The sequence below is a fragment of the Streptomyces sp. NPDC058373 genome (assembly GCF_042723275.1).
Classification (GTDB): domain Bacteria; phylum Actinomycetota; class Actinomycetes; order Streptomycetales; family Streptomycetaceae; genus Streptomyces.
In genome coordinates, this window is the sequence record NZ_JBHXJE010000050.1 from 1 (window position 1) to 19,817 (window position 19,817).

Annotated in this window: 15 protein-coding genes; 12 read left to right on the forward strand and 3 right to left on the reverse strand. The window is 73.8% G+C overall.

What is annotated here, in order from left to right; genetic code table 11:
• Positions 1-20: 20 nt before the first annotated feature.
• The gene (locus ACFWMZ_RS23710; RefSeq protein ID WP_383203920.1) at positions 21-794 is read right to left on the reverse strand and encodes an alpha/beta fold hydrolase; all 774 of its coding nucleotides are present in this window, start codon (positions 792-794) and stop codon (positions 21-23) included.
• A 55-nt stretch (positions 795-849) separates the two neighbouring features.
• On the reverse strand, positions 850-1,212 hold the full coding sequence (locus ACFWMZ_RS23715) for a DUF427 domain-containing protein (protein ID WP_383179557.1): 363 nt from the start codon (positions 1,210-1,212) through the stop codon (positions 850-852).
• 85 nt (positions 1,213-1,297) lie between these two features.
• On the opposite strand from ACFWMZ_RS23715, the gene ACFWMZ_RS23720 reads away from it, so the two are divergent.
• From ACFWMZ_RS23720 to ACFWMZ_RS23770, 11 genes are all read left to right on the forward strand, one after another.
• Complete coding sequence (locus ACFWMZ_RS23720) at positions 1,298-1,846, forward strand: TIGR00730 family Rossman fold protein (protein ID WP_383203923.1); 549 nt, start codon at positions 1,298-1,300, stop codon at positions 1,844-1,846.
• A 59-nt stretch (positions 1,847-1,905) separates the two neighbouring features.
• On the forward strand, positions 1,906-2,604 hold the full coding sequence (locus tag ACFWMZ_RS23725; protein ID WP_383179563.1) for an SDR family oxidoreductase: 699 nt from the start codon (positions 1,906-1,908) through the stop codon (positions 2,602-2,604).
• 96 nt (positions 2,605-2,700) lie between these two features.
• Positions 2,701-3,714 carry a methionine synthase gene (locus ACFWMZ_RS23730; RefSeq protein ID WP_383203926.1) on the forward strand — a complete coding sequence of 338 codons (1,014 nt, stop codon included), beginning with the start codon at positions 2,701-2,703 and terminating at the stop codon, positions 3,712-3,714.
• Between the two features lie 20 nt (positions 3,715-3,734).
• Positions 3,735-5,921: an NAD-dependent DNA ligase LigA gene (gene ligA, locus ACFWMZ_RS23735; RefSeq protein WP_383203928.1), complete on the forward strand. Its 2,187-nt coding sequence runs from the start codon at positions 3,735-3,737 to the stop codon at positions 5,919-5,921.
• Between the two features lie 228 nt (positions 5,922-6,149).
• Positions 6,150-8,327, forward strand: a complete 2,178-nt coding sequence (locus ACFWMZ_RS23740; RefSeq protein WP_383179572.1) for a putative bifunctional diguanylate cyclase/phosphodiesterase — start codon at positions 6,150-6,152, stop codon at positions 8,325-8,327.
• A 329-nt stretch (positions 8,328-8,656) separates the two neighbouring features.
• A complete protein-coding gene (gene gatC, locus ACFWMZ_RS23745; RefSeq protein WP_003951011.1) occupies positions 8,657-8,953 on the forward strand; it encodes an Asp-tRNA(Asn)/Glu-tRNA(Gln) amidotransferase subunit GatC in 297 nt (98 codons plus the stop codon).
• 5 nt (positions 8,954-8,958) lie between these two features.
• Positions 8,959-10,455: an Asp-tRNA(Asn)/Glu-tRNA(Gln) amidotransferase subunit GatA gene (gene gatA, locus ACFWMZ_RS23750; RefSeq protein ID WP_383203931.1), complete on the forward strand. Its 1,497-nt coding sequence runs from the start codon at positions 8,959-8,961 to the stop codon at positions 10,453-10,455.
• The gene (locus tag ACFWMZ_RS23755) at positions 10,452-10,691 is read left to right on the forward strand and encodes a hypothetical protein (protein WP_023416869.1); all 240 of its coding nucleotides are present in this window, start codon (positions 10,452-10,454) and stop codon (positions 10,689-10,691) included. The genes gatA and ACFWMZ_RS23755 overlap by 4 nt, the downstream gene beginning before the upstream one ends.
• A gap of 17 nt (positions 10,692-10,708) precedes the next feature.
• Entirely contained in the window at positions 10,709-12,217 is a 1,509-nt protein-coding gene (gene gatB / locus ACFWMZ_RS23760; RefSeq protein ID WP_383179581.1) for an Asp-tRNA(Asn)/Glu-tRNA(Gln) amidotransferase subunit GatB, read from the forward strand.
• Positions 12,218-12,607: 390 nt separating this feature from the next.
• Positions 12,608-14,872: an MMPL family transporter gene (locus ACFWMZ_RS23765; protein WP_383203934.1), complete on the forward strand. Its 2,265-nt coding sequence runs from the start codon at positions 12,608-12,610 to the stop codon at positions 14,870-14,872.
• 35 nt (positions 14,873-14,907) lie between these two features.
• Positions 14,908-15,519 carry a hypothetical protein gene (locus ACFWMZ_RS23770; protein WP_383179587.1) on the forward strand — a complete coding sequence of 204 codons (612 nt, stop codon included), beginning with the start codon at positions 14,908-14,910 and terminating at the stop codon, positions 15,517-15,519.
• A gap of 145 nt (positions 15,520-15,664) precedes the next feature.
• Here ACFWMZ_RS23770 and ACFWMZ_RS23775 read toward each other — a convergent pair whose 3' ends face one another.
• Positions 15,665-15,976 carry a hypothetical protein gene (locus ACFWMZ_RS23775; protein ID WP_383203937.1) on the reverse strand — a complete coding sequence of 104 codons (312 nt, stop codon included), beginning with the start codon at positions 15,974-15,976 and terminating at the stop codon, positions 15,665-15,667.
• A gap of 605 nt (positions 15,977-16,581) precedes the next feature.
• On the opposite strand from ACFWMZ_RS23775, the gene ACFWMZ_RS23780 reads away from it, so the two are divergent.
• Positions 16,582-19,815: an AAA family ATPase gene (locus tag ACFWMZ_RS23780; RefSeq protein ID WP_383203940.1), complete on the forward strand. Its 3,234-nt coding sequence runs from the start codon at positions 16,582-16,584 to the stop codon at positions 19,813-19,815.
• The last annotated feature ends 2 nt before the right edge of the window (positions 19,816-19,817 follow it).

The window sequence follows — 19,817 nt, forward strand, 5'->3', positions numbered from 1 at the left end:
GTCCGGGCCCGCCGCACCCCTCAGCGCAGGAACTCCCGCAGCACCGCCGCCACCGCCTCGGGGGCCACGTCGTGGGTCTGCCCGTCCAGCTCCCGGTACTCGGCGTCCGGCAGCGCCCCCGCCACCGTGCGCGCCGCCTCGCCCATCGCCGGCGGGCTCGCCGAACCGGCCATGACCAGCGTCGGCACCGACACCAGGGCGAGCCGGTCCAGCGGCGGGCCGCCGTCGCCGAGCACCTCGTCGTCGTAGGCCAGCGTCGGCGCGACCGCCTCCAGGCCGGGCCAGGCGGGGGACTGGCGGGCCCCCGCGATCATCTCCGGGGTCAGCCCGATGTGCGTCATGAACAGCTCCACCGCCCCGCCCCGGTCGTCCGCCGCCAGCAGCGCCACCAGCCGCGACCGGTACGCCTCCCGCCGCGAGGGGTCCGCCTCGCCGATGGTGAACGGCGGCTCGTACAGCGCGATCCGGCTCACCGGCAGCCCTGCCGACGCCGCGTGCAGCGCCAGCGCCGCCCCCGAGGAGACGCCGTAGAGCGCGGCGGGCGCACCCACCGCCCCGACGACCTTCGCGAGGTCCTCCACCTCGCGGTGCACCGTGTAGGGCCGCGTGTCGCCGCTGCGGCCGCGCCCCCGCCGGTCGTAGGTCACGACCGCGAAGTCACCGGCGAGCAGCCCGGCCAGCGGCGCGGCATGCTCCCCGGTCGTCATCGCACCGCCGACCAGCACCAGCGTGGGGCCCTCGCCCCGGCGCTCGTAGGCGATCGGCGTGCCGTCCTGGGAAACCACTGTGTCCATACCGGGCAGCCTGCCCGAAGAGGCGCCGCTCACCACACGGGCCGCGCCCGGGAGGTCACCCGGTGGGCTCCTCGACCACCTCCGTGCCGTAGAAGCAGAAGTGGTCCTTGATTTCGGCGACCGCCTCGATCGGCTCCGGGTACGCCCAGACCAGGTCGGGCTCGTCCGGCAGCGACCAGTAGGAGGCGGTGCCCTTGAAGGGGCAGACCGTGTGGGTGTCCGAGGGCTCCAGCAGCTCGGTGCGGACGTCCTCGGGCGGCAGGTAGTACCGGACGGGCAGCCCCGTCTCGTGCAGCAGCAGCGGGCGGCGGCTCTCCGCGACCACCTGCCCGTCCCGCACCACCCGGACGTGCACGGGGGCCTGCTCGACGGTGATCCGGTGGCCGCGCGCGGTGTCGTCTCCGTGTCCCTGAGTCATGCCCCCGACCGTACTCCCGGCCACCGACAGGAGCTGTCCGGTACGCGGCTTCTGCGCCGGCCCGCGCGGGCGATAGGTTGCGGCCATGAACATATGCGTCTTCCTGTCCGCCGCCGACCTGCCCGAGCGCTACACGCGGCCCGCCCGCGAGTTCGCCGAACTCCTCGGCAAGGGCGGCCACACCCTGGTGTGGGGCGGCTCCGACAAGGGGCTCATGAAGGTCGTGGCGGACGGCGTGCAGGAGTCCGGCGGCCGGCTCCTCGGGGTCTCCGTGGAGTTCCTCGCCGCCTCGGCGCGCCCGGTCCCCGCCGAGGCCGGGGAGATGATCGTCACCGCCGACCTGGCCGAGCGGAAGGCGCACCTCCTCGCCCGCGCCGACGCCGTCGTGATCATGGTGGGCGGCACCGGAACCCTGGACGAGGCCACCGAGATCCTCGAACTCAAGAAGCACGGTCTGCACACCAAGCCCGTCGTGCTGCTCAACACCGCCGGCTTCTACGACGGCCTGCGCGAGCAGTTCCAGCGGATGGAGGACGAGGGATTCCTGCCGCTGCCCCTGACCGAACTGGTCTTCTTCGCCGAGGAGCCCGTCGGCGCCCTCGCCCACCTGGAGGAGAGCGCCGGGGTGCAGTAGGGCCGGCGGGGCGCCCCGCGTCCATGCCGGCTGGCCGGTCCGCGGCGCCCGGTGGGATCATGCGGGCCATGGCTACTCATGTGATCACCGGCGCCGGTTCCGGCATCGGCGCCGCCGTCGCCCGCCGCCTCCACGAGCGCGGCGACCACCTCGTCCTCGTCGCCCGCGACGCGGGCCGCGCCAGGGAACTGGCCGTCGCCCACCCCGGCGCCGGCACCCTCGTCGCCGACCTCGCCGACCCCGACCGGATCTCCTGGGCGCTCTCCCACCAGAGCCTGCCCGACCGCATCGACTCGCTCCTGCACATCGCGGGCGTCGTCGACCTCGGCGCCGTCGGCGAGCTCACCCCGAAGAGCTGGCGCCACCAGCTCAACGTCAACCTCCTCGCCCCCGCCGAGCTGACCCGCCACTTCCTGCCGCAGCTGCGCCTCACCCACGGCCACGTCGCCTTCGTCAACTCCGGCGCGGGCCTCAGCGCCAACGGCGGCTGGGCCGCCTACGCCGCCGCCAAGCACGGCCTCAAGGCCCTCGCCGACGCCCTGCGCCAGGAGGAGCAACCGCACGGCGTCCGCGTCACCTCGGTCTACCCTGGCCGCACCGCCAGCGCCATGCAGCAGAAGATCCACCAGCAGGAGGGCAAGGAATACGACCCCGCCCAGTGGATCAGCCCCGACTCGGTGGCCACCGCCCTGCTCACCGCCCTCGACCTGCCCGCCGACGCGGTGATCAACGACCTCACCATCCGCCCGCGCGGCTGACCCGCCCGTACCGGGGCGGGCCGGACGCCCCCGCCCCGGCGCCGCACCCCGCCCTCCCGGTGCCGGCCGCGCTCCCGGGCCCGTAGCCTGTCCGGCGTGAGCGACACCGACGACTTCCGCACCCTCCGCGCCACCGGCATCGGCTCGATGCCCGGCGGCGACGCCCGCGAGGCGGCCAAGACCGTGACCGGCACCTTCGCGGGTGGCGAGGGCATGCCGTACCTGCCCGAACTCCCCGCCCGGGGGCCCGGCGCGGACATGGTGGGCCGCACCGCGGGACTCCTGGTCGACGTCCACACCCAGCTGGAGCCCAGCGGCTGGCGCATCGCCGACCGCCCGGGCCGCGACATGCGCCGCGCCGTCTCCTGGCTCCGCGAGGACCTCGACGCCCTGGAGGAGTTCACCCAGGGGTACGAGGGCCCGCTCAAGGTCCAGGCCGTCGGCCCCTGGACGCTCGCCGCCGCCCTCCAGACCCGCGGCGGCGAGGCCTGCCTCGGCGACCTCGGCGCCTGCCGCGACCTCGCCGCCTCCCTCGCCGAAGGGCTCCGCGACCACCTCGCCGAGGTGCGCCGCCGCGTCCCCGGCGCCCGCCTCGTCCTCCAGCTCGACGAGCCCTCCCTGACCGCCGTCCTCACCGGCGCCGTCCGCACCGCCAGCGGCTACCGCACCTACCGCGCCGTCGACCGGCAGCTCGTGGAGTCGGCGCTGCGCGAGACCGCCGCCGTCCACGACGGGCCCGCGATCGTGCACTCCTGCGCTCCGTCCGTCCCGTTCGGCCTGCTGCGCCGCGCCGGATTCGCGGGCGCCTCGTTCGATTTCTCCCTCCTCACCGAGGGTGACGACGAGGCGCTGGGTGAGGGCGTCGAGGCCGGGTTCCGGCTGCTCGCCGGTGTCGTGCCCGGTACCGACACCGCATTGTCGGACCCGGCCGGTAGCGTCATGGGGGTCAGGACGTGGTGGCGCAGGCTGGGGCTGAATCCGGGGCTGCTCACCGAGGCGGTGGCACTCACCCCGTCGTGCGGTCTGGCCGGCGCCTCGCCCGGCTACGCCCGTGCGGCGCTCGCCCACTGCGTCCAGGCGGCGAACTCACTCGCGGACAACCCGGAGTGACGAAACGGGAGGACAGGACAGTGGCCGGCGAACAGCAGAACGCAGGCGTTCCCGCGGACGCGCGGGAGCGGCACAAGCACCTCGCCGAACAGGTCGAGGAGCACCGCTTCCGCTACTACGTCAAGGACCAGCCGGTCGTCAGCGACGCCGAGTTCGACCAGCTGCTCCGCTCCCTCACCGAGCTGGAGGAGCAGTACCCGCCCCTGCGCACCCCTGACTCGCCCACCCAGAAGGTCGCCGGGCAGTACGAGACGGAGTTCACCTCCGTCGAGCACCGCGAGCGCATGCTCTCCCTCGACAACGCTTTCGACGACGAGGAACTCGCCGCCTGGGCCGACCGCGTCGCCAAGGAGGTCGGCGCCCCCGGCTACCACTTCCTCTGCGAGCTGAAGGTCGACGGACTCGCCGTCAACCTCACCTACGAGCACGGCCGCCTCGTCCGTGCCGCCACCCGCGGCGACGGCCGCGTCGGCGAGGACATCAGCCCGAACGTCCGCACCGTCGCCGACATCCCCGAGCACCTGCACGGCGACGACCTGCCCGCCCTGGTCGAGATCCGCGGCGAGGTCTTCTTCCCGATGGAGGAGTTCGAGAAGCTCAACGCCCGCCTGGTCGAAGCGGGGGAGAAGCCCTTCGCCAACCCGCGCAACGCCGCCGCCGGCTCCCTGCGCCAGAAGGACCCCCGGGTCACCGCGACGCGCCCCCTGCACATGGTCGTCCACGGCATCGGCGCCCTCGAAGGCCTCACCCTCGACTGCCTCTCCCACGCCTACGACCTGCTGAGGGAGTGGGGCCTGCCCACCGCCCGGCACAACAAGGTCGTGGACGGCCTCGACGGCGCCCGCGAGTTCATCCGGTACTACGGCGAGCACCGGCACTCCGTCGAGCACGAGATCGACGGCGTCGTGGTGAAGCTGGACGAGATCCCCCTCCAGGGCCGCCTCGGCTCCACCTCCCGCGCCCCCCGCTGGGCCATCGCCTGGAAGTACCCGCCCGAGGAGGTCAACAGCCGCCTCATCGACATCCGCGTCGGCGTCGGCCGCACCGGCCGCGTCACGCCGTACGCCCAGGTCGAGCCGGTCACCGTGGCCGGGTCCGAGGTCGAGTTCGCCACCCTGCACAACCAGGAGGTCGTCCGCGCCAAGGGCGTCCTCATCGGCGACACCGTCGTGCTGCGCAAGGCCGGTGACGTCATCCCGGAGATCCTCGGCCCCGTCGCCGACCTGCGGGACGGCACAGAGCGGCCCTTCGCCATGCCGGCCGAGTGCCCCGAGTGCGGCACGCCGCTGAAGCCGATGAAGGAGGGCGACATCGACCTCCGCTGCCCCAACGCCCGCTCCTGCCCCGCCCAGTTGCGCGAGCGGATCTACTACCTCGCGGGCCGCAAGAGCCTGGACATCGAGAACTTCGGATACGTCGCCGCCACCGCCCTCACCCAGCCGCTGGAGCCCGCCGAGCCGCCGCTGCGCGACGAGGGCGACCTCTTCGACCTCACCGTCGACCAGCTCCTGCCCATCCGCTCCTACGTCCTGGACCCGGACAGCGGCCTGCCCAAGCGCGACCCGAAGACCGGCGAGGAGAAGATCGTCACCTTCTTCGCCAACAAGCAGGGCGAGGCGAAGAAGAACACCCTCGCCATGCTCGACCACATCGAGCAGGCCAAGCAGCGCCCGCTCGCCCGCGTCCTCACCGGCCTGTCCATCCGCCACGTCGGCCCGGTCGCCGCCCAGGCGCTGGCCCGCGAGTTCCGCTCGATCGAGCGGATCGAGGCCGCCACCGAGGAGGAGCTGGCGCAGACCGAGGGCGTCGGCCCGACCATCGCCGCCTCCCTAAAGAGCTGGTTCGCCGAGGAGTGGCACCGCGAGATCGTCCGCAAGTGGCGCGAGGCGGGCGTGCGCATGGAGGAGGAGTCCGCCGGCGAGGACGAGGGCCCCCGTCCGCTGGAGGGCCTGACCGTCGTCGTCACCGGCACCCTCGAACACCACACCAGGGACAATGCCAAGGAAGCTCTGCAGAGCCGGGGCGCCAAAGTGACAGGTTCTGTCTCGAAGAAGACTTCGTTCGTGGTCGTCGGCGACAATCCCGGCTCCAAGTACGACAAGGCCATGCAGGCCAAGGTGCCGGTCCTGGACGAGGCGGGCTTCGCCGTCCTCCTCGAACAAGGCCCCGACGCCGCACGTGAAGTGGCACTTCCGCTTCCGGAATGACCCCCGCGGGCCACCCGTTCGGCGCATACCAGATGCATCCGGGTGGCCGGGTCTCATTCGGGCAACCGTCCCCGACCGGTGCCCGTGAAGGCCCTGAGCGGCCTACTGTTGGGGGACGCGCCTCGCGGTGCCCGGCCGACTCACGGGGCCGGGCGGGCACCCAGGCGGTGACAGTCAAGGCCGTCGGCCCCGCACCCGCGGCACCTGTCGGCTGGGAGAGGGACGGGAATGGAACCGACCGAGAGCGCCGCACCGGCCTCATGGCCGCGCCTGCGCCGCACCATCGCCGCACGCGCCGGCGCGCGTCGGGCCCCGCACGCCCCCGGCCGCGCCGAGGGCCTCTCCCCTCTGCTCCCCGTCGCCGTCATCGCGCTCGCCGCCGTCGTCCTCGTCACCGGCATCGTCCGTGCTGTCGCCACCGGTCACGCCCTCTTCCCGGCGGGTGCCGCCGGCTGGGCGCTCGCCGTCCTCACCGGCATCGTCGTCGGCCACCTGGTCGCCCTCGGCCGCGACCGCTGGTGGGGCGGGACCGGCTCCGGCGCCGCCCTGACCCTCGCCGTCCTGCTCCTCTACGGCTGGGTCCCGGCCGGGCTGGTCAGCATCACCGTCGTGGTCCTGGTCGGCGTCGCCCGACGGCACCGCTGGCGCCAGGGTCTGCTGCACGGCGCCGTCGACATCCTCGGTATCGGCGCCGCCGCCCTCCTGCTCACCCTCACCGGCGTCACCCCCAGCGTCGAACACCCCTGGGACCCGCGGAGCTGGACCCTCGCCACCGGCACCGGCGTCCTCTTCGCCGCCGCGGGATACCTGCTGATGACCCGCCTGCTGCTGTGGCTGGTCCACACCCCGACCCCGGGCACCCTGCCGACCGTCACCCGCACCGCCGTGATCCGGCAGAGCCTGGTCGGCGTCGCCCTGCTCGGCATCGCCCCGCTGATCTGCGTGGTCGCCGTCGCCCTGCCGGTGCTGCTGCCGCTCTTCTCCATCCCGCTGATCGCCCTCGACTCCACGCTCTGGATCGCCCGCGCCCGCGCCGAGGAGCAGTTGCGCGACCCGCTCACCGGCCTGCCCAACCGCCAGTGGCTGCTGGAGCGGATCTGGACCGCCCTCGACGAGGCCGAGCAGGCCGGGACCCGCTCCGCGCTGGTCCTCATCGACCTCGACCGGTTCCGCTCGGTCAACGACACCCTCGGCCACCTCGCGGGCGACCGGCTCCTGCTGCAGATAGCGGAACGGCTGCGCCCCGCCCTGCCGCGCGGCGCCGAGGCGGCCCGGCTCGGCGGCGACGAGTTCGCGGTCCTGCTCCCGGTGGCCGACTCCACCACCGCCGCCCAGCGCGTCGCCCGCCGCCTCGTCGCCGAACTCGGCTCCCCGCTCGACCTGGACGGCCTCACCCTGGTCCTGGAGGCCAGCGCCGGGGTCGCCGTCTACCCGGAGCACGCCCAGGACGCGGAGGGCCTGCTGCGCCGCGCCGACGTGGCGATGTACCAGGCCAAGCGGGACCGCACCGGCGTCGAGGTCTACGAGTCGAAGCGCGACTCCAACACCCCCGACCGCCTCGGCCTCCTCGGCGACCTGCGCCGCGCCCTGGACGCCTGCGAGGTCGAGCTGCACTACCAGCCGAAGGTCCGCTTCGACGGCCACGTCGCCGGTCTTGAGGCGCTGGTGCGCTGGGTCCACCCGGAGCGCGGACGGGTCCCCCCGGACGAGTTCATCGCCATCGCCGAGTCCTCCGGGCTGATGCCTCATCTCACCGAGTACGTCCTGGAGACCGCCCTCGCCCAGGTGGCCCGCTGGCGCGCCCAGGGGCTCAACGTCCCCGTCGCGGTCAACGTCTCCCCGCGCGACGTCCACAGTCCCGGCTTCGCGGGCGCCGTCGCCGCCCGGCTCGCCCGGCACGGCGTGCCGGCCGGGTCGCTCCAGCTGGAGATAACGGAGCACGTCCTGCTGGAGGACCCGCAGCGGGCCGCCGACACCCTCGCCGGGCTGACCGGGCACGGCGTGAAGATGTCCCTGGACGACTTCGGCACCGGCTACTCCTCCCTGGTCCACCTGCGGCGGCTGCCGGTCAGCGAACTGAAGATCGACCGCAGCTTCGTCGCCCGCCTCGCCGTCGACACCGAGGACGCGGAGATCGTCCGCTGCACCGTCGACCTCGCCCACTCGCTGGGCCTGCTGGTCGTCGCCGAGGGCGTGGAGGACGACGAGACCTGGGAGCGGCTGCGCGACCTGGGGTGCGACGCGGTGCAGGGCTGGCTGGTCGCTGCCGCGATGCCGCCCGACGAGACCACGGCCTGGTTGCGGGCACGTGGGTCCCGGGGGTGGCGGCGGCCCGTCGATCTCGCCGCGGAGGCCGCGGCGGCTCGCGCGAGCGGTCACGCCGTGCGGTCCGGGCCTCCGCAGTAACGTTCGCCCCTTCTCGTCGCGGCCGGTGCCGTTCGGCCACCGGGTTCGGCCGGGCGCCGCTCGGCCGTGCCGGTCAGTGGTGGCCTCAAGCGCCGGCCGGGCTGGGGTTGGCCGGGGTCTGCTGGTCCCCGCTGGTCCCTGCCGGTCGTCAAGGGCCTCAAGCGCCGGCCGGGCTTGCGGTGGGCGCTTTCGTATGGCCCGGCGCGAGCCGGTCGCGCCCCTGGCACCGTCACCCGCCCGGCCGATCGTGGGAGCGTTTCGTCGGGTGGTGGTGCGGCCCCATAGGATTGGGTCCGCACACCCGCCACTCTCACCCTGAGGATCGCCGCATGCCTGGCATCACGCGCGAGGAGGTCGCTCACCTCGCTCGGCTGGCGCGTCTGGAGCTCAAGGCCGAAGAACTCGAACACTTCGCCGGACAGCTCGACGACATTCTCGGCGCGGTCGCCCGCGTCTCGGAAGTCGCCGGCCAAGACGTTCCGCCGACCTCCCACCCGCTGCCGATGACGAACGTCATGCGCGCGGACGAGGTCCGTCCGTCGCTCACCCCCGAGCAGGCGCTCTCCGGCGCACCCGCCCAGGAGCAGCAGCGTTTCAAGGTGCCGCAGATCCTCGGGGAGGACTGACCGCCATGACGGACAGCATCATCAAGCTCACCGCGGCCGAGACGGCCGCGAAGATCGCCTCCGGCGAACTCACCGCCGTCCAGGTCGCCGAGGCCCACCTGGCCCGGATCGAGGCCGTCGACGAGAAGGTCCACGCCTTCCTCCACGTCGACCGCGAGGGCGCCCTCGCCCAGGCCCGTGCCGTCGACGCCAAGCGGGAGGCCGGCGAGAAGCTCGGCCCGCTCGCCGGCGTCCCGCTGGCGCTGAAGGACATCTTCACCACCGAGGGCATTCCCACCACGGTCGGCTCGAAGATCCTCGAAGGCTGGATCCCGCCGTACGACGCCACCGTCACCCAGCGGCTCAAGGACGCCGACGTGGTGATCCTCGGCAAGACCAACATGGACGAGTTCGCCATGGGGTCCTCCACCGAGAACAGCGCCTACGGCCCCACCGGCAACCCGTGGGACCTCACCCGCATCCCCGGCGGCTCCGGCGGCGGCTCCTCCGCCGCGCTCGCCGCCTTCGAGGCGCCGCTGGCCATCGGCACGGACACCGGCGGCTCCATCCGCCAGCCCGCCGCCGTCACCGGCACCGTCGGCGTCAAGCCGACCTACGGCGGCGTCTCCCGCTACGGCATGGTCGCCTTCTCCAGCTCCCTCGACCAGGGCGGGCCCTGCGCCCGTACGGTGCTCGACGCGGCGCTGCTGCACGAGGCCATCGCCGGGCACGACCCGCTCGACTCGACCTCCATCGACGCCCCCGTCCCGCCGGTGGTCGAGGCCGCCCGGAACGGCTCGGTCGCCGGGATGCGGGTCGGCGTGGTCAAGCAGTTCCGCGGCGAGGGCTACCAGGCCGGTGTGGTGCAGCGGTTCGACGAGTCGGTGGAGCTGCTGCGCAAGCTCGGCGCCACCGTGGTCGAGCTGGACTGCCCCTCGTTCGACCTGGCGCTCTCCGCGTACTACCTGATCGCCCCCTCGGAGTGCTCCTCGAACCTCGCCCGGTTCGACGCCATGCGCTACGGCCTGCGGGCCGGCGACGACGGGACGCGATCGGCCGAAGAGGTCACCGCCATCACCCGTGAGGAGGGGTTCGGCGACGAGGTCAAGCGCCGCGTCATCCTCGGCACGTACGCGCTCAGCTCCGGCTACTACGACGCGTACTACGGCTCCGCGCAGAAGGTCCGCACGCTCATCACGCGCGACTTCGAGCGGGCCTTCGAGGAGGTCGACGTGATCGTCTCGCCGACCACCCCGACGACCGCCTTCCCCATCGGGGAGCGGGCCGACGACCCGATGGCGATGTACCTCGCCGACCTCTGCACCATCCCCGCCAACCTGGCCGGCAACGCCGCGATGTCGCTGCCCTGCGGCCTCGCGCCGGAGGACGGCCTCCCGGTGGGGCTCCAGATCATCGCCCCCGCCATGAAGGACGACCGGCTGTACAAGGTCGGGGCAGCCGTCGAGGCCGCCTTCGTGGAACAGTGGGGTCATCCGCTGCTGGAGGAGGCTCCGTCCCTGTGAGCGCACTGTCCAAGGCCAAGGGTTTCAAGAAGTCCAAGGCCGGTACGTACCTGTCCATCGGCACCACCGCCTTCGGCGCCCTGAGCGTCTACAAGCAGATGAAGGCCGCCCGCCACGATCACGACACGCTGAGCCTGGTCGACGCGGTCGCGACCGCGGCCGGGATCGTCACCGGCGTCGCCCTGCTCGTGCGTGAGCTCAAGCGCCTCGGCGACGACGACGTCCTGCTGGGCTGAGAGGGAAAAGTTTCACCGTGACTGTCACTGACCTGGTGCCGTACGACGACGCGCTGGCGGCGTACGACCCCGTCATGGGCCTGGAGGTCCATGTCGAGCTCGGCACCAAGACCAAGATGTTCTGCGGCTGCTCCACGGAGCTGGGCGCGGACGCCAACTCGCAGACCTGCCCCACCTGCCTCGGCCTGCCCGGCTCCCTGCCGGTCGTCAACGCCGTCGGCGTGGAGTCGGCCGTCAAGATCGGCCTGGCGCTCCACTGCGAGATCGCCGAATGGTGCCGCTTCGCCCGGAAGAACTACTTCTATCCGGACATGCCGAAGAACTTCCAGACCTCCCAGTACGACGAGCCCATCGCCTTCGACGGCTACCTCGACGTGCAGCTGGAGGACGGCGAGGTCTTCCGGGTGCAGATCGAGCGCGCCCACATGGAGGAGGACACCGGCAAGTCGACCCACGTCGGCGGCGCCACCGGCCGTATCCACGGCGCGTCCCACTCCCTGCTCGACTACAACCGCGCGGGCATCCCGCTCATCGAGATCGTCACCAAGCCGATCGAGGGCGCGGGCGAGCGGGCCCCGGAGGTCGCCAAGGCGTACGTCGCCGAGCTCCGCGAGCTGATCAAGGCGCTCGGCGTCTCCGAGGCCCGCATGGAGATGGGCCAGATGCGGTGCGACGTCAACCTCTCGCTGCGCCCCAAGGGGCAGCAGGAGTTCGGCACGCGCTCGGAGACGAAGAACGTCAACTCGCTCCGCTCCGTCGAGCGCGCCGCCCGGTTCGAGGTCCAGCGGCACGCCGCGGTCCTCTCCTCCGGCGGCACCATCGTCCAGGAGACCCGGCACTTCCACGAGGAGGACGGCTCCACCACGGCCGGCCGCATCAAGGACAACGCCGAGGACTACCGCTACTTCCCCGAGCCGGACCTGGTGCCGGTCGCCCCGCCGCGTGAGTGGGTCGAGGAACTGCGCGCCGCCCTTCCCGAACTGCCCCGCGTGCGCCGCAACCGGCTCCGCGAGGAGTGGGGCGTCTCCGAGCACGACATGCAGTCGATCCTCAACGCCGGGGCGATCGACCCGATCGTCGCCACCATCGAGGCGGGCGCCGACGCGGCCGCCGCGCGCAAGTGGTGGATGGGTGAGCTGGCCCGTAACGCCAACGAGACCGGCCGTCCTCTGGAGGGCCTGCCGATCACCCCGGCGCAGGTCGCCCGGGTCGCCGAGCTGGTCAAGGGCGGCGACCTCAACGACAAGCTGGCCCGCCAGGTCATCGAGGGCGTCCTCGCGGGTGAGGGCGACCCCGACGCCGTGGTGGAGAAGCGCGGCCTGAAGGTCGTCTCCGACGAGGGCGCGCTCACCACCGCCGTCGAGGAGGCCATCGCCGGGAACCCGGCCATCGCGGACAAGATCCGCGGCGGCAAGGTCGCCGCCGCCGGCGCCCTGGTCGGCGCCGTCATGAAGGCGACGCGCGGCCAGGCCGACGCCGCCCGCGTGAAGGAGCTGATCCTCGCGCAGCTCGGCGTCGAGGGCTGAGCGGCGCCCTGTCCGGCGTCGACGGCTGACACCGGCACGGCACGCGTGGCGGGCCGGAGAGGCTGACGCCGCCGCAGTGCACCCCGAGGGGCGTCCCGTACCAGGAGGTACGGGGCGTCCCTCGGCGCTTTCAGGCCGGGGCGCGCGAGACCCCGGCGGGGCTGTGAAGGAGAGTCCGGGGGAGTCGGCCCGTGCGGAGCGTGCGGCTGCCGGGACGGGCCGTCACGGTGCGACACGGGCGCTGTGACGAAGCGCACGAAACAGTCAAAGGATCTTTTTCCCCTGCCAAAGTGGCACCACTGCTCACGCTTTCTCGCGGGCCGTACCCACCCGGGCACCCCCCTGCCCGGCGGCTCCCCGGTGAAGCACGACCCCCGAGGGAGCACGTCCGTGGCCGCACTCGCCCGCTGGTGCATGCACCACCGCCTCCTGGCCGTCCTGCTCTGGCTGCTCGTCCTCGGCGGTGCCGGTACCGCGGCCGGGCTGGCGGGACCGGCGTACACCAACGACTACGCGGCGGGCGGCACCGAGTCCGGCGACGCCACGGCCCTCATCGAACGCGGCTTCCCCGGCCTCGCCGGAGACAGCGACACCGTCGTCTGGCACGCCCCCGCCGGCTCCGTGCGGGCCGCCGACGTCGAGCAGACCATGACCCACGCGCTGGACCGCATCGCGGGTCTGCCGGGCGTCGCCTCGGTCGCGGGGCCCTACGCCGAGGCGGGCACCGGCCCCGGCGGCGGCGTCAGCGAGGACGGCGGCACCGCCTACGCCACCGTCACCTTCGCCGCCCAGAGCAGCGACATCGACCCCGCCCAGGCCCAGGCCGTGGTGGACGCCGCGCACGCCGCCGGCGGCGGTGGACTCCAGGTCGAGGTGGGCGGCTCCGCCGTCGCCCTCACCGAGGCCCCCGCCCTGCACACCGCCGAACTGATCGGTGTGGCCGTGGCCGCCGTCGTCCTCTTCCTCGCCTTCGGCTCCCTCGCCGCCTCTCTGCTGCCGATCGCCACCGCCCTGGTCAGCGTCGGCATCGCCTACGCGGGGATCGTGCTGCTCGGCCACGTCATGACCGTCGCCGACTTCGCCCCGATGCTCGGCATGCTGATCGGCCTCGGCGTCGGCATCGACTACGCCCTGTTCATCGTCACCCGGCACCGCACCGGGCTGAGGCAGGGCCTGGCCGTCGAGGCGGCCGCCGCGCGCGCCGTCGCCACCACCGGGCGGGCCGTCGTCTTCGCCGGGGCCACCGTCTGCATCGCCCTGCTCGGCATGCTCATCCTCCGCCTGGAGTTCCTCAACGGCGTCGCCATCGCCGCCTCCCTCACGGTGCTGCTGACGGTCGCCGCCTCCCTCACCCTGCTGCCGGCGCTCCTCGCGTACATCGGGCGGCGTGCGCTGAGCCGCCGCGAGCGGCGACGGCTGGCCGCCGAGGGGCCGCGGCCGGAGGAGCCCACCGGGTTCGCCGCTCGCTGGTCGGGCTTTGTCGAGCGCCATCCCAAGCTGCTGGGCGTCCTCGCCACCGCCTTCATGGCCGTCCTCGCGCTGCCCATGCTCACCCTCCACCTCGGCACCTCCGACCAGGGCAACAATCCGGCCACCAGTACCACCCGCCAGGCGTACGACCTGCTCGCCGACGACTTCGGGCCCGGCGTCAACGGGCCGCTGACCCTCGTCACCGAGGTCGGCGGCGCCCAGGACCGGCTAGCCCTCGACGGCCTGGAGCAGACGCTCCGGCAGACCGATGGCGTCGCCGACGTCACCCCCGTCGTCTTCAACGACGCCTCCGACACCGCCCTGCTCACCGTCGTCCCCACCTCCTCGCCGCAGTCCGAGGAGACCAGCGCGCTGGTCGACCGGCTCCGCGCCGAGGTGCTGCCGCGTGCCGAGGCGGGCACCGGGCTCGACCTCATGGTGGGCGGGGTCACCGCCGCCTACGACGACTTCGCCGAGCTGATCGTCGGCAAGCTGCCGCTCTTCATCGGCACCGTCATCGGCCTCGGCTTCGCCCTGCTGCTGCTCGCCTTCCGCTCGGTCGGGATCCCGCTCAAGGCCGCGCTGATGAACGTCATGGCCGTCGCCGGAGCCTTCGGCGTGGTGGTGGCGATCTTCCAGTGGGGGTGGGGCAGCGAACTCCTCGGCCTCGGCAGTTCGGGCCCGATCGAGCCGTTCCTGCCGGTGATCATGGTCTCGGTGCTTTTCGGGCTCTCCATGGACTACCAGGTCTTCCTGGTCAGCCGGATGCACGAGGAGTGGCTGGCCACCGGCGACAACGCCCGGGCGGTCCGGGTCGGCCTCGCCGAGACCGGCCGGGTCATCAACTCGGCCGCCGTCATCATGATCTCCGTCTTCCTCGCCTTCGTGCTCAGCGGCGACCGGCTCATCGCGATGTTCGGGATCGCGCTCGCCGTCGCCGTCGCCCTCGACGCCTTCGTCCTGCGCACTCTGCTGGTCCCCGCCCTCATGCACCTGCTGGGCCGCGCCAACTGGTGGCTGCCGCGTTCCCTGGACCGCGTCCTGCCCCGCGTCAGCGTCGAGGGACCGCCCGAGCACCGGGCCGGGCGCCCGGCCGCCGTACCGGTTCCGCGCCCGCCGGACGGGGAGCCGCGCCCCGCGGCCGACCCGGAGCGGGCCGCCGCGGGACCGACCGCCGTCCGTTAAGCGGACTCTCAGACTCCGTCCGTACGGTGCCTGGCATGGATACCAAGACGGCTGACGGCAAGCGCCCGGCGAACGGAGCGGAGGACGAGCAGCACGAGACCCCTGAGAAGACGCTCGGCGAGAAGAAGGAGAGCGGAGCGGAGCCGGCCCAGGGACCGGCGGCGGGGGCGGACACCGGGGCGGGCGTCGCGGACGGGGAGAGCGATGGCGACGAGGGCGCGGCCGGGGCCGACGGCGCCGTCGTCGCGTCGGCGCGTACGGGGATGGCGGCCGGGGCCGCGGCGATCGTCTCCGTCGTGCTCGGCGTCGTCTCGCTGACCGGGGGCTGGCTGGGGACCATCGCCTCCGCCCGCGCCTCGCTCATCGGCCAGTTGGAGACCTCCTCCGGCGCCGGTGTCGCCGACCAGGTGCAGGCCATCTACGGCGACTCGTGGGAGGCGGCCGCCCTCGTCGGCGGGGCCTTCGCGGCGGCCGGGCTGCTCGTCGGCATCGGCGTGGTGCTCCGGGTCGCCTACTGGCCGGCGCGGACCGGGCCCGTCTGGGTGCGCTCCGCCGCCTGGGCCGGGGTGGCCGTCGGCCTCATCGGGGTGCTGCTGGCCCTGTCCAAGTACACGGGGCTGCTGCTGGGGCTGCCGTCGGCGGGGTGAGCGCCTCGCAAGGTGAGCCTTCGCCCCGTCCCGCTTGCGCGGGGCGGGGCGTCGTCGCGTTCGGTGGCCGCCGCTCTCGGGGGCGCGGGCCTCCTCGTCGTACGGAGGTCGTACGGAGGTCGTACGGATGTCGGGCGGGACGGGCTCAGCCGACGCGTACGCCGATCTTCAGCTCGACCTGGGTCTCCAGCGGGCTCACCTCGCTGATCAGCCAGGTCCTGGTCGGGAGGGTGGTGCCCGCCTCGGTGGTGTAGGTGCCCACCGCGAGGACCATGTCGCCCGATGTGGGGGAGACGAGGACCTCCCCGTCGGCGGGGGAGTCGTCGGAGAAGCGGAGGGCCAGGTCCAGCGGGTGGGGGGTGGTGGCGTAGCCGGGCGGGTCGGGGAGTTCCTCCACCAGGACTCGGGCGCCTCGGAAGAGGTGGGTGTGGGGGCAGGTGGCGGGGAGGCGGGGCATGAGGTCCACTCTGCGGGGTCGGGGCGCGGGGTGTCGTGCGGGGTGCTCCGGATGTGTGGTCGCGTCATCGACGGGCCTCGAGCGCCGGCCGGGCTTCGCTTTCGCTCGGCGTGCGGCGGGCGGGCGTCGGCGGCTCGCTGAAGTGGTGGGCGGGATGTCGGAGGGTGCGGTGGCCGTTCGGCCTGCTGGCTTAGGGGGCGTCGTAGGGGTCGGCCGGGTGGGCTAAGGCGGTCGAGGGTGTGGGCTAAGGCCCGGCGGCGTGGGGGATCGGTCGTCTTCCCGATGCGGGGGGCCGGGCTGGGCGGGGACAGTCGGGGTGTCGCCGGGGAAGCGCCTGGCGGCTCGCCAGGACTGGGGGATCTTGTGTTTGATTACGCGCTGTACCGGCTTCGTTCCGCCGAACTCATCGAGGAGGCGGCGCGGGACCGGCTTGTCCGGCGGGTGGAGCGGCGCCGGGGTGGCGAGGGGCGACCGTCGGACGGGCAGGAACCCGGAGAGCGGGAGACCCGGCCGCCGTACGGCAGAGCCGCGTGAGGCGCGGACACCCGGCGGGGCGGGGCGAGGCGCTGCCCCTCCGGGCCTCCGTGGCGGGGGCCACGTGTGCGATGCTCGCGGGCGTGGAACACAAGTCGGTCAGTCCTGTCTTTGTTGGGCGCGTGGGGGAACTCGGCGCGCTGCGGGGGGCGTTGACGGCGGCTCGGACCGGTGAGCCGCAGGCGCTGCTGATCGGCGGCGAGGCGGGGGTCGGAAAGACCCGGCTGCTGGAGGAGTTCGCCGCCGAGGCCGGGCGGGAGGGGGAGTGCGTCGCTCTCGGCGCCTGTGTGGAGAGCGGGGCCGAGGGGCTGCCGTTCGCGCCGTTCGCCGCCGTGCTGCGTACGTTGCGCCGCCTGCTGCCCGAGGAGTTCGCAGCCGGGGCCGCCGGGCAGGAGGGTGAGCTGGCCCGGCTCCTTCCCGATCTCGGTGAGGCTCCGAGCGGGCGGTCCGGCGAGGAGGGCACGGCCCGTCTCTTCTACCTGACGGCACGGCTCCTGGAACACCTCGCCGCCGAACGGACCGTGGTCCTCGTCGTGGAGGACCTGCACTGGGCCGACGCCTCCACGCGCCGCCTCATCGCCTACCTCTTCCGTACGCTGCGCACCGGCCGCCTGCTCGTCCTGGCCAGCTACCGCGCCGACGACATCCACCGGCGCCACCCGCTGCGGCCCCTCCTCGCCGAACTCGACCGGCTGCGCACCGTCCAACGTCTCGAACTGCCCCGCTTCAACCGCGCCGAGGTCGCCAGTCAGCTCGCCGGGATCCTCGCCGCCGAACCGGACGAATCCCTGGTCGACGACGTCTTCACCCGCTCCGAGGGCAACGCCTTCTTCGTCGAGGAGCTGACCGTCGCCGCGAGCTCCGGCTGCCAGACCGGGCTCACCGACTCCCTGCGCGACCTGCTCCTCGTCCGGGTCGAGGCACTTCCCGAACGCAGCCAGCACCTCGTCCGGCTGGCCGCCGAAGGCGGGCCCACCACCGAGTACGCCCTGCTCGCCGCCGTCGCCCGGCTCCCCGAGACCGAGCTGCTCGACGCGCTCCGCGCCGCCGTGGGCGCCCACATCCTGCTGCCCAGTGCGGACGGTGACGGCTACCGCTTCCGCCACGCCCTCGTCCGCGAGGCCGTCACCGACGACCTGCTGCCCGGCGAACGCACCCGCATCGGCCGCCAGTTCGCCGAGGCGCTCGCCGCCGACCCGGCGCTGGTCGCCCCCGACGCGTACGCCACCCGCCTCGCCGGGTACTGGTACCGCGCCCACGACGCCGCGAAGGCTCTGCCCGCCGTACTGCGCGCGGCCGCCGAGGCACGCCGGCGGCACGCGTACGCGGAGCAGTTCTCGCTCCTGGAACGCGCCATGGAACTCTGGGACAGCGTCCCCGAGGAGATCCGCGACGCCCTGCGCAGCGCCGACCACGCCGAGGTCTACCCGCATGTGACAGCCCGCCGGGGCCCCGGCACCGGCGAGGGGCCCGACGCACCCCTGCGCTACCTCCACCTGATGGCCGACGCCACCGTCGCCGGGCGCCTCTGCGGCCAGCGCGAACGCGCCTACAAGATCGCCAAGCGTGCCGTCCGGATGCTCGGCGAACCGGCCACCGGCACCGGCGCGGCCTGGGACGAACCGCTCTTCGCCGCCTGGTTCTGGGTGCAGCGCTCCCGGGTCGCCGAGAGCGTCGGCCGTGGTGACGGCTGGCAGGAACTCCACACCGCCCAGGAACTGGTCCGCGGCCTGCCGCCCTCCGAGATGCACGCCGAGGTGCTCTCCTGCCTCGCCTCCTGGTGGATGCTGCACCGGCCCGGACCCGAGGCCTTCGCCGCCGCCGAACGCGCCGTCCAGTACGCGCGGATGGTCGGTGCCGACGACGACGTCGAACTCGCCGCCCGCGGCACCCTCGCCGGACTGCGCGTCGACTCCGGCGACATCGAGACCGGACTCACCGAACTCCGCGAGGTGCTCGCCGACGCCCTGCGCCGCGAACGCCCCCACCAGATCGGCCGCTGCTACGTCAACCTCCCCTCCCACCTGGAGGGCATCGGCCGCTCCGCCGAGGCGGCCGCCCTCATCGAGGAGGGCCTGAGGAAATGCCACCGCTACGGGCTGCTCTTCAGCGCCACCTTCATCCACGCCAACCACGCCGAGTCGCTGCTCTCGCTCGGCCGCTGGGACGAGGCACTGCGCAGCGCCGACGCCACCGCCGGGCTCACCGGGCAGGCCAAGCCCGCGGGCATGGCCTCCCACACCCGTGCCGTCGTCGCCCTGGCCCGCGGCGACCTCACCACCGCCGTCCGGGAGCTCGCCCTCGCCCGGAGCCGCGTCGGCAGCCACGGGGCCATGCCCCAGCACGCCCTGCCCCTGGCCACCGCCCGCCTCGGCATCGCGGCGGCCGAAGGCCGGATTCTCGACGCCCGGGCCGAACTGCGCGCCGCCGCAGAGCCCGGCTTCCCGCCCGGCACGCAGCGGTACGCCTGGCCCCTGCTGGTCACGGCGGCCACCGTCGAGTCCGACGCCCGCGGCCTGCCCGGCACGGAGGAGGGCCGCGCCGACTTCCTCGCCCTTCTCCGTCACCTCGCCAAGAACCTCGTGACCTTCGTGCCGGTCTGCGAGGCCCACGCGGTGTGGGTCCGCGCCGAACTCCGGCGCGCCGAGGCCCGCGACACCGTGGCGGACTGGACCGAGGCCCACCGGCAACTCCTTCCTCTGGAGCGCCCCTGGGACCTCGCCCGGGTCGAACTCCGGTACGCCGAAGCCCTCCTCGCCGACTCCGGCGCCCGGCCCGGCCCCGGCCGGACGCAGGCCGCCGAACTCCTGCGCTCCGCCCGCGCCACCGCCCGCCGCCTCGGCGCCCGGCCCCTCGCCGAAGGCGTCGACCTCCTCGCCCGCCGGGCCCGCCTCTCCCTCAGCACCCGGCCCGGGGCGAAGGCGCTGCCGCAGGTCCCCACCGACCCGGCCGAGGCGCTGGGCCTCACCCGCCGGGAGCGGGAGGTGCTGCGGCTGCTGGTGGCGGGCCGCACCAACCGCCACATCGCCGCCGAACTCTTCATCTCCCCCAAGACCGCCAGCGTCCACGTCTCCCACATCCTCGCCAAGCTGGAGGTCTCCAGCCGGGGCGAGGCCGCTGCGGTGGCGCACCGGCTGCGGCTGGTGCAGGAGGAGCAGCGGGACCAGGGGGAGCAGCGGGGCCAGGGGGAGCAGCGGGGCCAGGGGGAGCAGCGGGACGGGGAAGGCCCGCAGGGCGGGGTGGAGGCGGTGGCCGGGACGGGCGGAGTGGAGCCGATGTCCGGGGCCGCCTCACCCGCCGGGTGAGG

Bases quoted from the DNA above. Each gene is read 5' to 3' on its own strand.
- ACFWMZ_RS23710 (WP_383203920.1), bottom strand. From the start codon at position 794: ATGGACACAGTGGTTTCCCAGGACGGCACGCCGATCGCCTACGAGCGC.
- ACFWMZ_RS23715 (WP_383179557.1), bottom strand. From the start codon at position 1,212: ATGACTCAGGGACACGGAGACGACACCGCGCGCGGCCACCGGATCACC.
- ACFWMZ_RS23720 (WP_383203923.1), top strand. From the start codon at position 1,298: ATGAACATATGCGTCTTCCTGTCCGCCGCCGACCTGCCCGAGCGCTAC.
- ACFWMZ_RS23725 (WP_383179563.1), top strand. From the start codon at position 1,906: ATGCGGGCCATGGCTACTCATGTGATCACCGGCGCCGGTTCCGGCATC.
- ACFWMZ_RS23740 (WP_383179572.1), top strand. From the start codon at position 6,150: ATGGAACCGACCGAGAGCGCCGCACCGGCCTCATGGCCGCGCCTGCGC.
- gatC (WP_003951011.1), top strand. From the start codon at position 8,657: ATGCCTGGCATCACGCGCGAGGAGGTCGCTCACCTCGCTCGGCTGGCG.
- gatA (WP_383203931.1), top strand. From the start codon at position 8,959: ATGACGGACAGCATCATCAAGCTCACCGCGGCCGAGACGGCCGCGAAG.
- ACFWMZ_RS23770 (WP_383179587.1), top strand. From the start codon at position 14,908: ATGGATACCAAGACGGCTGACGGCAAGCGCCCGGCGAACGGAGCGGAG.
- ACFWMZ_RS23775 (WP_383203937.1), bottom strand. From the start codon at position 15,976: ATGCCCCGCCTCCCCGCCACCTGCCCCCACACCCACCTCTTCCGAGGC.
- ACFWMZ_RS23780 (WP_383203940.1), top strand. From the start codon at position 16,582: ATGCTCGCGGGCGTGGAACACAAGTCGGTCAGTCCTGTCTTTGTTGGG.